This window comes from Dyadobacter pollutisoli, from assembly GCF_026625565.1.
Classification (GTDB): Bacteria; Bacteroidota; Bacteroidia; order Cytophagales; family Spirosomataceae; genus Dyadobacter; species Dyadobacter pollutisoli.
Map to the genome: position 1 here is coordinate 7161770 of NZ_CP112998.1, position 14242 is coordinate 7176011.

Genomic DNA, 14242 nt, shown 5'->3' on the forward strand with positions numbered 1-14242 from the left:
ATTAATAAAAGGAAAAATCCTTTCGGATAGCCAGCATGAAGCCGTGGGTCTTTCTGTAGAGCTCACCGATATCGGCGGCATAAGCGCCTTTTAGCGTAAGGCCACCCAGGACATCTAGCTTGGTTTGCATGGCGATCAGGCCCGAAAACTGAGTAGGGGAGCCTACGAACCGTTCGAGATAAGTCCCTGAATTACTGGAATAGGATAGTTTAGTCTGCCATTGGATTTTTCGGAACAATGTACCTTTCATACCAACATGGTAAAGCCTTACCCTGTTATTGCTGGTAAAATTGTCCGCATACATAGGCCATTTCCACTTGGTATCGGACGTTGGAGGTATGAATGGAGTGCCTACTGTTCTGTCGTAATAGGACCAGCCATCCCGTACCTGCTGATTATTGAAATAGTTGTCATGTCCGCGGTACTTGCCGTTGCCAATGATAAAAATGTCGCCACCCTGATTTTTGGTAAATAACACTTCAAATACACCTTCGGTAATTTCGAAATTGGCTCCGTAAGAGTTCTTTTTTCTGATTCGGGCGCCGTACAAGCCGTCGGATAAGGTTGTGAAGTAAAACAGCGAACCGTCCTCATAAACAAACTGACGGTAAAGGAAAATGCTGGCACCAAAAGTTTCTACCTCGACAGCTGCATCAATTGACCCAAGATGATTTCCAATCCGGCTGGTGCTGTCAAAATGAGTAATGTCAGGCCCTGATCCTCCGATGGTTCCGGCGACAGCATGGAAATAATTTGATATTCCATCTGGAAGTTTACCATCTTCAGCAGTAAGGTATTTTGATTTCCCGCCCCATTGAACCTGATGGTTAAATCCTCCGTATAATTTTAAGCGAGAAGTGGCTTTTCCTATCCGTAGATAGAATGCTTTCTGATGAAATTTTAAACCACTTGTAATGGGTCTGCCTCTTTCAAATAAGCCGTCCGAGTAAAAAGCCTGAAATGAGATCCAGTTTTTGGTAAAAGGAACAGAGACAAACCGGGTGGTTCCCAAATAAATTTTCGGAATTGGAAGCGCATTCCCGGACCATGCATAGGAGCCAGATCCAATCGTGGAGTCAGCCAATCCGACCCACTGCTTTTTTCTGCCGACATAGAGTTCCCAGTTTTTGTAACGTAATGTGGCGTGCAATTGGGGAAAAACGACCTTTTTATTGTTCTCGCTAAAATTTCCAACAGCCTCGGCGCCAACCCCTACTCGCCATACATTTCGCTTGGTAGTTGGCGGCAACGCCCAGTAATGTTCTAGGCCGACACGCGCGCTTCCCAGGGGGCCAAGCAGCGGTACAGTTCCAAACTGATTGGCCTGCATCCAGAACGGAATATGTCCATTCGTGCTTCCGTAACCGGCAATTTCTGCATAGTTGGTGGTGGAGTCAGTATAAGTTTCAGTTTGCCTTGACTCAGATTGAGCAAAGCCAGTTGAGGATGTAATGAAATGAATTAAGATAAGGAAATTTGAAAATCTCATAACGTGCCCTCAAACTGTGTCGTAATGTGTATAATGTACCTAGCTAACAAAAATAAGTATAACTTTTCGCTATTCATATTGTGCTTAAAAGTGATACCTCCTGGTAACTTAATCCAAAAAGCCGCTTTTTCGAATACCCAGTGCGAGTCCGGACGAATTAGGATACAAGTCGCCAATATCGGATGATATGCTCGAATATATACTGCATCCCTTCAATATTTTTAAACTTTTTTCGACGGCCAGAAAAAGAGAAGCCTGCTGCCTAACAGATTCATATTGGCTTAGGAATGTTCCTGAGTTGCGTGAATAAGTGCCTTTAAATGTCAATTTCATGTTTAGCCAGGTTGCAGTCAGACCTGTATGAAACGCCCAGAAACGGTTATTATTGGTAAATTCGTTAGCATTTCTTGGTAAATCACTATTTGTAGTGCCAGTAGCGGAGGCTAAGGGTGTACCTATTCCGTTGCCATAATAGGACCAACCTCTCTGGTAAATGTAACTGTTGAAATAATTACCGCGCTCGTAAAGTGCAAGCCCGGAAAGCGGAGAATTGTTGATTTGATTTTGAGTGCCGACTACTTCCAGCAAGAAAGAGCGGAATGCAAAGTAGGTGGATCCGGCAGGCAATGGTTTGACCCTTTTTATGCTGAGGCCATTTAATCCGTCCTCAAAATTGATAGCCTTGAATAGGGAACCAGTCTCAAAGATATTTTGACGGTATAAAAAGAATGACCAGGATTTCCCCTTCCATTCTCCGGCAAGATCTATGGTTCCAAAATGTGTACCGATTTTTCGGTGTTCGAACGTTTTGCCGGAGACAGTGTACCAGTAAGCTTTGGGTGGTTGCAAGTCGTACAACGGCATGATTTTGTCTTCCCCTCCCCAAATGGCCTGGTGGTTGATGCCGGTGTAAATGTGAAGTCTGTCCGTCTTCTGCCCTAACCTGAAATACAATGTTTTCTGATGAAAGTAAGTTTTTGAAACGTGCTTACTACTGCCATAATTGATGTCGCTTCCGCCGAGATAGCCATCCGAATAGGAAAACTTCAATGAAACGAAATTGTTGGCCGCGTATAAAGGGAAATAATCGGGAATAGAAATTTGAATGCGGGGATGAGGCCGGGCGTTTCCCGACACAGACAGGGATCCCGAGGTCAGGGTTGTGTCCATCAATCCTATTACATTTTTATGCTGTCCTGCCAGAATTTCGATGATACCTGCTTTGCCGGCAACAAATGCGTCGGAAAGAAACCCGCGGCCTGTTTTACCATAGCTTCCGATAGCTTCTATTCCTCCCCGCCATTGGAAAACCCTTGGATTATTTGGATTGTAAATTTTGTATAAACCAACATCCCCCAATGCGAAGCTTCCATCCATTGGAATGCTTCCATTCTGATTAGCATGTTGCCAGAAAGGTGTTTGTCCGGTAGCGCCTGCAACGACGATCGAAGCTTTGTAAAGTACAGTAGAGTCCTGAGCGTGAGTGTGTAACGCGAGGCATAAAGTGAAAACAATTAGGCAGACTCGCATCCGAAAGATATGGAGGGGCATTGAAGTTCTAGAAATTTCTCATCCGTTGATTAATACTCAATTTTACCAAAGTTATTTGATAAAACCGGATTTCCGCCATCCTACCATAATTGCAGCATTATTAGGATACAATTGACCCATATCGGCCGCCAAAACCAAACTTATACGGTCGTTTTTCTTATCAGAAATGGTCGTCTCTGCCTTTACGAGGAGTGAGGTCTGGTGCAGGTAAGGGTTATATTCACTCGTATATGTACCGAAGTTCATGGAGTAAGTTCCTTTGAAAAGGAGGTAGACCTTTTTCCAGGAAAGATCTGTGCCCAAGTGATAGGCAATGATTTGATTGTTAGTAGTATACAATGTTCCTGAGGATGTTAAGTTTTTCCTGATAACGTTTTGAGGCGAAATTAATGGGGTACCCAGTGTTCGGCTTTTGTAGGACCATCCCTGGTCGTAGACATAATGGTTGAAATAATTATCCCGACCAAATGTGCCTGTTTTGAAGTCAAAAATAGATCCTCCCTGATTTTTCGTGTAAACAAATTCAAATAGTATTGTATTTAATTTCAAAGCCGGATCTTTTTCTCTCTGACGTCTTCTTTTCAAACGGATTCCATTCAGGCCGTCCGCGATATTGGAAAGATTGGCGAGCGAGCCGTCTTCGTATATGCTTTGCCGGTACAAAAAGAGCATCCATTTACGGCCCTTCCATTCTGCGGCTACATCGATAGTACCAAGGTGATTTCCTACTCTGCTCGCCAGCCAGGGTTTTCCGAAAACGACATACTCATAGGCTTGGCCCTTTTTCAAGCCTCCCGTGAAGATTTTATCTTCGCCACCCCAGATCGCCTGGTGGTTAAACCCCGCATATACATTAAGCATGTGACTACGCTTTCCTAATTTTAAATACAGGGATTTTTGATGCATATAAATTTCCGGGACGTGACTCACATTGCCGTAATGTACCCCAGCGGAGCCGAGCAGCCCGTCTGAATATGAGAACTTGAACGAGATAATGTCATTTCCAGGTATAATACTCACAAATTGAGGGGTAGAAATCTGAATTTTGGGATAGGGCCGATAGTTGGTGGACATTGCAATGGAGCCAGTGGTCAGGAGGCTGTCGGCTAGTCCCATGAACTCCCTTCTTTGACCGATGCTTAGTTCAACGGGCCCCGCCTTTCCGGCGATAAACAGGTCCGTGAAAAAAGTGGAAGAATTTTTTCCCGCATTCACTATGCCCTCTATTCCGCCGCTCCATTGAAAAAAACGGGGATTGTTGGGATTATATATCTTATGAATGCTGGCCCTGGCGGACAGGAATGATCCTTTGGTGGGAATGGAGCCATATTCGTTCACATTCATCCAAAAAGGTACATTAGCGGACGAGGCCGCACCTGATAGAGTTGCGGAAAAGAAAGTAGTGGAATCCTGAGGATAGGCGTCGCAGCAGCATGTTACCGTGAACAGCAGCAGAAAAAAATATTTCCTCATTCAGGAATTATAAATGATTCAAATATGTCCGGAAAACGCTCCTACCGTCCCTTTTTTCCAAAAATTACAACGGCTGTCAAAAGGATTATTTTTAATTCAAGAAACAGGTTCCAATTCTTGATATAGTAGAGGTCATACATCAATTTGTGGCGTGCGTCGTATACACCGGCACCATAAGAATACATCACCTGGGCATAGCCTGTGATTCCGGGCTTGATGTTATGCCGCATGTTGTAATACGGGATAATTTCGTCAAATGTTTCTGTAAATACCTGTCTTTCAGGACGTGGTCCTATTAGTGAGATGTCCCTTTTAAAAATATTGATCAGCTGAGGTAGCTCATCAATGCGACTTTGCCGCATAAAAGAACCGTACGAGAATGTTCGGGAGTCATTTTTTTTGGAAAAGGAGGCACCATTCAGTTCAGCGTCAAGTCCCATTGACCGAAACTTTATGCAATGAAAGGACTTGTTGTCCATACCGACACGCTCCTGATAAAAGAACACGGGGCCGGGTGATTGAAGCTTTATCCTGAAATAACTGAGGATCCAGAGCGGGAAAGTAAAGAGAAAGAGAATGATGGATATCGTGATGTCGATGATCTTTTTTGGATACCTCACTCTTCTTCCAAAAGAAGGAATGTTCAGAAGATTGGGATTTATTTCTGACACATTGTCCGGAATATATACCTTTTTGAGGCTTCTTTCGCAAAAATCGTAAACTGTGGTGATTCGGATTGACTTATTTTTTCTGACAACCAGCTCATAGATCACCCTGTTTCGTTTATCGTACTGGGGATTCGTTACTAGGTGTATCTTTTCAAATTTGTCAAGTAGTGGCCTTACCGTGTGATTAAGAAGATAATCATCATCATCGGAGTGAGGAATCAAGATAATTTCCTTGTACCTTTTTAGCAACAGGGCCAGATCATATTTCTGAAGAAAATAATCATAACTCGTTACAATTAAAACTTCTTCTGAAACGGCAGTTTTGCTTAAAAGCCGGTGGACATACCTGCGATCAGAGACGTAAGTGTTTCTCATATGTGTGTATTAAAAATAGTAAAGAAAAATAGCTGTGTGTTACGAATCACAAGTTTATGAATAAAGTTTTAAAAAAGAAATTTAACCATGTTGTTTTTATCATATTTTTCACCAAAAAATGAAATGATATGGATAACCGATGTATGTTGTCTTCTTTTCGGTCTATTAGTCAAGTGATTGGCAGGAGGTGCTTAGGCGAAACAATGTTTGGCGTAGGGGATATTTGGCTTCTTATTTTAGTATAATGCAAGATACTGCCGAGTAGAATAGTTACACTTCTAACTGTACATTCAACCTGGCTTTTTTTATATTTTGGTAGTTGAATAATTCAAATAAAAAACAATACTTATTTTATTGGTCGTGTTTTGAAGAGGCTACAATTAACTATTTTTCGAGGGGTGGTATTGATACGCCTGTGTAGTGTATACGCAAAAGGTAGTAGCAGCTCGCGTTTCAAAGTGTTTCTAGTTCCTCAATTAATGAATCTGAATACGTTTTTACATTTCTGAATTTTTCGTAGCTATTGTTGCTGATCCGGTTGTAGATGACTTCATCATTGATTACAGCCTCTATTTTATCGAGTGACTGCCTCCATTTTTCTTTGCTTGAGACGTCTATAAAAATAGCTGTTTCCATGTCTCTGGCGTAATTTGAGATTTCACCAACCGGCGTCACAATACATACCATACCATTTTGCATGGCCTCAGCCACGCTCATTGCCATTCCTTCTCTCGAACTTAGTTGTATTAGAAAATTATATTGTTTGAAGAGTTTTAACTTTTCTGCAGCATGTATTTCGCCTTTGAAACGAATAAAACTACTCAGGTTCAACGTTTCGATTTGTTTTTCTAAACTATGGCGCTCGCCATCGTCTTTACCATAAATGTCCAAGGTAACATTCATGTTCCTTGATCGAAGGTATGCAATGGTATCTACCGTGAGTGTAAGGTTTTTAACCCGGTTAAGTCGTCCTAGGAACAGAAAACGTACTTCTTTTGTATCCAAGGATGCAATTTCCCTTTGATCGGGAGAGGCGTTTGTATAAAACGAAATGACTTGGACGGGAGCTTGTGGTTTTGAATTGGAGAGGACAAAATTGAACGTTGCTACGGAGTCCGTCAAAACCTTGTCTGCTTTGCTGATAGCTAGTGTCGAAAACAATCGATCGAAGTAATGGAAGAATCCAGAATTATGTATAAATGAAATAAAGTATATCTTTTTATGAACTTGCTTTGCAATCGTTCCAATCAAGGATGCTCGCCAGAGTGAACAAATCATGATATCCGGATTGAAATCTGAAATGAATCTGAGAAGTTTGAAGATAACAAACGGATAGAAATATGGCTTAAAATCAAAGGAGTGCAAGTTTTTTTTTTCGTCTTCAGTCAAATTTGAGACGATCTGATCGTCTACTTTTCCAAGGGCCAGAATCCTGACCTCGTATTTCCTGTTCAAGTCAGGTATTGCTGAAAGGAGGGCCACTTCAACTCCGCCTATCTGCACGCCGTGCAGGATGTACAAAAGTTTTTTTTGTTTCATCAGATTATGGCGAGTAACGTATATAAAGGGAAATCGACGATGGTTTCAACTGATATTGAAATGTCGACCATTAAGTTTCGGGATGGTCACAAATCATACAACTTAACAATTTCACTAAAAATCTTGTTTTCGGAGAATTCGCGAATCGCTAACTTCCTGCTGAATTCTCCCATTTCTGGCCAATCATTTTGCCTGGAAAGCATGTTCCGAATCGCTGACGCAATTTCAGTTGCAGATCTTGGCTCGATAATTAAACCATTTTTGCCAGATATCACGGTTAGGTTGCAACCTGGAACATTCGTTGTGATAACCGGAAGGCCGCATGACAACGCTTCTAGAATGCTTCGTGGAATGCCTTCGCGATAATAACTGGGAAGGATAAAAATATCGGATTTTTGTAAAAACTCCTGAATATTATCCTGGCGTCCTAGAAAATGGATTAAGTTGCTTGAATGGTAACGGTCAATGTACTCTCTACTGACCGTCCTCGGGTTTTTGTTGTCCGGCTCACCAATTATATTTAACTGAATGTTATGCGTCAAAGAAGCGGGTAATGACTCGAAAGCTTCGACCATTTCTCTAATTCCCTTTTCCCATATCAATCTTGTAGTACAAAGAAAAGTCAGTTTTCGCGTTTTACTTTCTCTCTGAGGCATTTCGGTCGGTGAGAATTTGGTTGTGTTCACGCCACTCCCTTTAACTACTTTGATTTTGTTCCTGAATTTCCTTTTGAATAGAAAATCATCATAATCATCTGGATTTTGAATGATTACCAGATCGGCTCTGATGAATTGCAGGAAGAACAGCAATCTGAAAATATTTCTAATGATCGTATATTTCAAGGAATTATTTGCGAAGGCTATCCCCAGTCCCGCAATATGAAGCACTACTTTTTTTCCTGAGAATAAATTGGAGAATACGTTGATAAGATTCGGGACGAATTTGAACGAGTGCGTAAGTGCTATTCCATTGTGTTGAATAAATTTTCGCACATTCCAAATTGCCTTGAGCAAATCCACAGGGTTAACGTTGTCCCGTTCAAGACGACTGGTGAGAACCTCTAAGCCTTCATTTCTAATGATTTGGGTATAATTATCCTCTGGAACGACAACGTAAACTTTGTATCCGTTTTCTGTCAGAAACTTCGCGAAAGGTATTCTTGCTTTATAAAAGTCTTCTCCACAGTGAGCAAGGAGAAGTATTTTTTTATTGGTCATGTATGTGTCCCGCTTGTCTTTTTGTATACAGGCAGTGTGGATCAAAGATATCCATCTGCCGTCAAAATTAAAAGACAGTCCTGTTTTTATTCACTGAGCAGCTGGCCGGAGATCGCTTATAACTTTCCAATTATAAGCGAACGGATTTGCTGCTGTTTTCGTAAGTTTACCCATAAGACGCACAGTTTCCATTTTACAAGAACGATTCTAGAAGAAGAAAAGGTGAATTTTTTATTTGATTTGATAGCTTCTCAGCCAAATGCCGATGGCGAGTTTCATGGGGGCGGGAAGTACGCAAAGAAGGTCTTTCTGTCTTTATGCTCCTTCAAAAAGAAAGATTTTTCATTATTCGCAATTTATAGTTCAGCGCAGAAGCTGGACGCAGAAATCGAGAAGGCTATTGCACAGTTTGATGTTCAATTAATTGATATTGAGGTTGATACTATTCCTGTTGTCATAGCAGATTATGGGATACAGCGGTTTTATTCCGCCCTGCCATTCGGCTTGATAAGGCATGGATTGTATGAAGCTTTCCAGTCAGATTGTCAAATCTATTGTACCGTGCATGGATTGCGAAACCTTGAGATCAGGCCGCGCATGTCTGATCTGCATTATCATTCGGCCAAAGATATAAAAGGCTTATTCAGAACTTTTTTCAAGGGGCTCCTGGATGACCACGTTGTCAAAAGAGATTTCCTCAGATGCCGTAAGATTTTCGGGAACTGCACAATTTTCACCGTTTCAGATCATACAAAATTTTCTATATTTACCTACTTCCCGGAGATCAAGAGGGATATTGAAGTTTTTTATAGCCCGGATGTTACTGAATTTGAAGGGTTGGGACAAGATGAGGAAGTTACAGCCTTCCACCAGACCAACTACTTTTTGCTTGTAAGCGGCAACAGGTGGTTAAAGAATAATATGAGGAGCGTTCTCGCTTTGGATAGTTTGTTCACGGATAATCCGGAAATAACTCAGCATGTCGTGATCACGGGTGTTACTCATCCGGAAGTATTTTTGCATAAAATAAGGAATAAGGACCGATTCACATTTTACAAATATGTAAGTGAATCTTTTTTGCACAAACTTTATAAAAATGCCTACGCTTTCATTTATATGACACTTAATGAGGGTTTTGGTTATCCTCCACTTGATGCGATGAAAAACGGGACACCCGTCCTGACTAGTCCGGTTACATCAATCCCTGAAATTTGTGGGGATGCTGTTTTATATGCCAATCCATACTCAATTGAGGAAATAAAGAACCGTATTTTGCAGCTTTGTGATCAGGCTGTTTACATGAAGCTTACTGTGTCATCAATCCAACGCTATAAGCAGGTTTCTGAAAGACAGAAGAGAGACTTGCACAGAATGCTGGAAATAATGATAAATTGAGTCTGAGGTCAATTGTTGGTTTTCAAAATAGTGCTAGGCTGATTATTAGAAATTGAGTACTTTTTGGTTCGGGCTGATTTGAAATTGTTATTTATAATCTGGTTTGACTTGATTACCTCGGATTTTGCGTCTATTCTTATGCCGTTGTTAACCAGTTTTCCGCCCGTATTTCCTGAAATTATATTGTTGATCAATTGAGAATCAGGTTGCTCCGATATATGAATAGCCCAATCCCGGACCGAAGAAAATGAATTCCCTTTTATTGAGACTTTTGTGATTCCCTGAATAATATTAATACCATTATCTACTTCTGAGAATCTGCAGTCTTCTATTTTATTAAAGACATTTTTTGAATTTCCATTGGTCACCATAATTCCATTTGCAAGTTTATTAAAGGAGCTTTTGGAAATGATCCAATCAATTGCACCATTATAAGGGATGTTTATCCCATCGAATTTTCCATTTCCCAGGAATTTACAACCTATGAAACTGATTTCCTGCGCCAGATAGGAAATATTCGCGCTTTTAACGGCATGATCAGAAAGTGCCTTAAAGGTACAATTTTCAAAATTAACAGATTGAATGCTTTTAGAACCAGCTACTAATTTTATTCCTTTTCCAAATGTGCAATTTCTATAAGTTCCATTTTTGATGGAAGAAATCAACACTTCTCCCGAAAAAGAAGTATTTCTAACGATCAGACCTGCGTCACCCTTGGGCAGATAATATTGCATGCACGGTTTTGCAGTTTTAAATTGCGAGTCAGAAATCAACATGCTAGTGCCGCCCGATGCGCCGCCCTGAAAGATATCGGAACTTTCGCTCTGGCCGACTTTTGTATTATCAACAGTTAATTGGCGAGTAGCTTGAAAACTGATCCCATAATAACAATTATAAATAGTAACACCGCTTAGTCTAATGTTTTCGGAGTGATTGGATGTCGCGATTCCACTCCTCAAACGATAAGTAACACCATATACATTGGAGTCGTAAAAATTGTAATAGTTTCCACAATTTATAAACGTTGAATTTTGAATGGTGACATTTCTGCCGTCTTCAATATCAACGCCACTTAATCCCGCCTGTGCACCCGAGCAATTCAATATTGTCACCTGGGTAGGCATTGAATATTTGCCTACTCCTCCTGCAACCGTGTAGCAATGCCGCCCTACTCTTTTTACAAAACATTTTTTAATCGTTACCGCTTTTGTAACAACGGAAGTATCATTGTTGTACCCAGCAATGTAGATCCCATCACCTCCATTCATCCCTCCACCTGCAATATCTTCAACATATACATTTTCAATCAGAATATTACTTACGGGGCCCAAATCACATCGGACACTAATGCCCATTCCGGAAAATCCATTGTCAACTTGCGGATTTTCTTGATTTATAATCCCGCATTTACTGATGTAGATACTCTTTAGCGTAATTTGACTGGATTTGTTAACTCTGATACCAGTGACTCCCCTAATTCCGGAAAATTTGTCGATCGTTTGGCCACCACCATCAATACTTAGATTTTCGATACGTACATTAGAGACACCTATCAAAGTAATTACATCGCCGCTTATTGTAGCTTTCAAAACAGTATGTCCGCTGCCTTTCAGAGTGAGGCCGGACCGTCCTTTTAGAGACTTAACCAAATACTGACCGTTCGCGAAAGTGACATTTTTGCCGGAATCTATCGCATGCTGAATAGACTCGGTATCATCTTGTGAGTCGTTGACTTTTGCGCCAAATTCTTCGGGTGTTACGAATCCTGACGACTGTCGCACTACGAGCGGCTTACTTGTGGGCTTTTTTTTGGTAACACCACTTTGAGCATTCACTGGAAAAGAACAATTCAATATGACTAGCAGAAAAAAGACGATATTTTTCATAACTATAATGTGGTTGTCTCCTTTAACGGCGCTTCATCTAATTTCGATTTGGCTATTTGGCTGAGAATAAGCAAAACCCAAAACCAGGGATACCAGTAATTGGAAATAGATACGAAATGCACTAGTGCTGCTACCAATGAGCAAAGGAAAATAGTTCTTAAAGTTTTATCTTTAATTGAAATAATATCAATGAAATTAAACAAAATAAAAAGGAGAAATAGTGATAAACCCAAGGCGCCACTTTCGAGCAGAAAAGTGAAATACAAAACCAGTGCAGCCGCGTCATAACGAAGGGAATCATATGCAGCCGGTCCGTAGCCGAATATTAGGTGTAGAGCATCGGCATTATTGATCGTTTCAACTACCTGAACAGCTCTCTCGGATCTGTCATTGGCAGATCCTGAGGCAATTACTTTATTGTAAACGGTTGCTTCAATAATTTGGGACCCAACGGTTTTATAGAGGGAGAATGACGCGGTAACAATGAGTATGCTGAAAGTTGCAATGGATATAGCTCTCACTATTTTTATCTTTCTGTTTATCTGGAATAGTTTACGGATCGTTCTTCCAATTAAGATAATAGCCGAGATCCCTCCTGCAATGACCCACCCCGCAGTACTAAAAGAGAAAATAAAGCAAAATAGCATGGTTATCAACGTAAGAACGAACAGCTTCCTGTTCTTTCTCAAACCATAAAGGCCAATAGGGCCAAGAATTTCGTAATAAAAAGCCAAGTGGCCTGACTCAATAATGACAGAACGGATCCGTATAAAGCCAGATGCAAATGGTTTGTAACCTTCTACTGCAACGCGAGGAATGTATTGATCTACATCAATAAAGTATATATTTTTTGCGACGAATTCAATCAAACCCAAAATGGAGGTAATCAATAAGCCAATTCCGAGTAAATAAGTTATTCTTTCAAATGATATCTCCTTTTTTACAATTTGATCCGTTATAATGTTTCGGAGCATATAGTAGTTGGCCAAAATTACAAAGCTGTACGCGACCATGTGATTTAAGGGCTTTCCTGAAAGGAATAATCCTGAGTTCAAAAAAAAGCTGATAACCACGGATGCCCAGAATAGTAGAACCGCGATATCAACATAATCGATTCTAAAACTGGTTGTTCTTAATATAAAACCAATGAAGAATAAAAAGGATAAAGCTAACAGAATAAGCAAAGATGGTGTTATTACCTCCGTCAGTGCAAAAGCACTGGTAAAGGGTAAACTAATTATATATACGTATGTTAGAAACTTAGTCAAAATGAATTATAGGTAATTAATTATTTTATACTTTATCCAAATAAATAAATAGGTCAACCTTCGGTCAAGTACGTTGTAATTCTTGTACCCGAAGTCGCGTAAGATTTCAAGTCTATCGTAGTTAAGTTTGCCCGAAGAGGTAATACTCTCAGTATGCCGTCTAAAAACGCTGATTGGAATTTTCAGATGTCGAAGCGTTCCAGAGTCTAAAAGCCGGAATATATAGTCAAAATCAGAAGCGTATTTGTATTTTAGATTATATTCATGGACAAAATCAAGGCTTTTTCTAGTTACAATTAAAGCCGGGTGAGGTATAAATGTTCCGTGCATGGATAGTAGTAATTGCTTTTTGGTTACTTGTAAACTCCTACGCAATCGAATATTGCTACCTTCCCTGATAAATACATCCGCGTAATAACCGAGCTCATTGGGATATTTTTGTATATGTATCAAGATATTTTGAACCGTATCTTGTTCGGGAATATAATCATCTGAATTGATAACCCAAATAAAATCACCGGTACATTTTCTCAATCCTTTATTAATGGCGTCATACATGGATTGATCTTTTTCACTTGCCCAATATGTAATCTGGGATTCGTATTTTTTTATAATGTCAATAGTCCCGTCTGTGGACTCTCCATCAATTATAATGTATTCAATATTGGGATATGATTGTGAAATGACACTCTTAATCGTTTCTTCAATATACTTCTCAGAGTTATAAGAAACGGTAATAATGGAAAACTTCGGGAATTTATTCATCTTCATATCTCTTTTCTGATCCTACGAATAAACCGGGCGGGATTGCCGCCCCATACTTCACGATCTGGTATTGACTTCGTTACAATAGACCCGGCTGCAACAATGCTCTCACATCCAATCGTTACACCTTTCAGAATGATGCATTGAGTGCCAATAAATGCATTGTTCTTTATGTGAATAGGAGAGGATGCAATATGTGCTTGATCCTGTTCACTTAGCCTTAAAATGGGATCTAATGAATGAAAATCATTGTCCAAAAGTTGGCAACCACCGCCAATATTTACATTATCTTCGATCACAATACTGTTATGGGCAACAAATATTGAGCTGGATATCCCCACATTGTTTCCGATTTTTATAGATGCCCCCTGCAGTATCCGAAATCGTGTTTGCGAAGCAAGTCCAACGGGATTTGCCCACTTACTCGAATTTATCACAACGCGTTCGCCAAATTCAAGAGTTCCCTTTCTTCCACTGACGAATATAAAACCTGATATTTTTGGGAACGAATTGAACTTCCCATTGCAAAGTTTAATCAGTAAATAGTTCCAAAAAAAAGGGATATAAATTAATAGTTTTGACATTTTGCTCGGTATATTGACTGGCTGAATTAGAT

At 40.2% G+C, this 14242-nt stretch carries 11 protein-coding genes; 1 reads left to right on the forward strand and 10 read right to left on the reverse strand.

Translation table 11 applies throughout. The annotated features are described in order from the left end of the window. Position 1 precedes the first annotated feature (1 nt). The 6 genes from ON006_RS29780 to ON006_RS29805 form a co-directional block, all read right to left on the reverse strand. Entirely contained in the window at positions 2-1489 is a 1488-nt protein-coding gene (locus tag ON006_RS29780; RefSeq protein WP_244822225.1) for a capsule assembly Wzi family protein, read from the reverse strand. A gap of 108 nt (positions 1490-1597) precedes the next feature. Next, the gene (locus ON006_RS29785; RefSeq protein WP_244822224.1) at positions 1598-3019 is read right to left on the reverse strand and encodes a capsule assembly Wzi family protein; all 1422 of its coding nucleotides are present in this window, start codon (positions 3017-3019) and stop codon (positions 1598-1600) included. A 72-nt stretch (positions 3020-3091) separates the two neighbouring features. Continuing rightward, on the reverse strand, positions 3092-4513 hold the full coding sequence (locus ON006_RS29790; protein WP_244822223.1) for a capsule assembly Wzi family protein: 1422 nt from the start codon (positions 4511-4513) through the stop codon (positions 3092-3094). A 41-nt stretch (positions 4514-4554) separates the two neighbouring features. Further along, positions 4555-5556, reverse strand: a complete 1002-nt coding sequence (locus tag ON006_RS29795) for a sugar transferase (RefSeq protein WP_244822222.1) — start codon at positions 5554-5556, stop codon at positions 4555-4557. Positions 5557-6009: 453 nt separating this feature from the next. Continuing rightward, complete coding sequence (locus tag ON006_RS29800; protein WP_244822221.1) at positions 6010-7095, reverse strand: glycosyltransferase family 4 protein; 1086 nt, start codon at positions 7093-7095, stop codon at positions 6010-6012. A gap of 86 nt (positions 7096-7181) precedes the next feature. After that, a complete protein-coding gene (locus ON006_RS29805) occupies positions 7182-8312 on the reverse strand; it encodes a glycosyltransferase family 4 protein (protein ID WP_244822220.1) in 1131 nt (376 codons plus the stop codon). Between ON006_RS29805 and ON006_RS29810 the strand changes: the two genes are divergently transcribed. Continuing rightward, the gene (locus ON006_RS29810; RefSeq protein WP_244822219.1) at positions 8280-9707 is read left to right on the forward strand and encodes a glycosyltransferase; all 1428 of its coding nucleotides are present in this window, start codon (positions 8280-8282) and stop codon (positions 9705-9707) included. The genes ON006_RS29805 and ON006_RS29810 overlap by 33 nt on opposite strands. An 8-nt stretch (positions 9708-9715) precedes the next feature. Here ON006_RS29810 and ON006_RS29815 read toward each other — a convergent pair whose 3' ends face one another. The 4 genes from ON006_RS29815 to ON006_RS29830 form a co-directional block, all read right to left on the reverse strand. Then, the gene (locus tag ON006_RS29815; RefSeq protein ID WP_244822218.1) at positions 9716-11593 is read right to left on the reverse strand and encodes a right-handed parallel beta-helix repeat-containing protein; all 1878 of its coding nucleotides are present in this window, start codon (positions 11591-11593) and stop codon (positions 9716-9718) included. Between the two features lie 2 nt (positions 11594-11595). Next, positions 11596-12567, reverse strand: a complete 972-nt coding sequence (locus tag ON006_RS29820; protein ID WP_267609928.1) for a hypothetical protein — start codon at positions 12565-12567, stop codon at positions 11596-11598. 300 nt (positions 12568-12867) lie between these two features. After that, positions 12868-13632, reverse strand: coding sequence for a glycosyltransferase family 2 protein (locus tag ON006_RS29825; RefSeq protein WP_267609929.1), 765 nt, complete (start codon positions 13630-13632; stop codon positions 12868-12870). Next, positions 13629-14210 (reverse strand): acyltransferase, encoded by a 582-nt coding sequence (locus ON006_RS29830; protein ID WP_244822215.1) that lies wholly within the window; start codon positions 14208-14210, stop codon positions 13629-13631. The genes ON006_RS29825 and ON006_RS29830 overlap by 4 nt, the downstream gene beginning before the upstream one ends. Positions 14211-14242 lie beyond the last annotated feature (32 nt).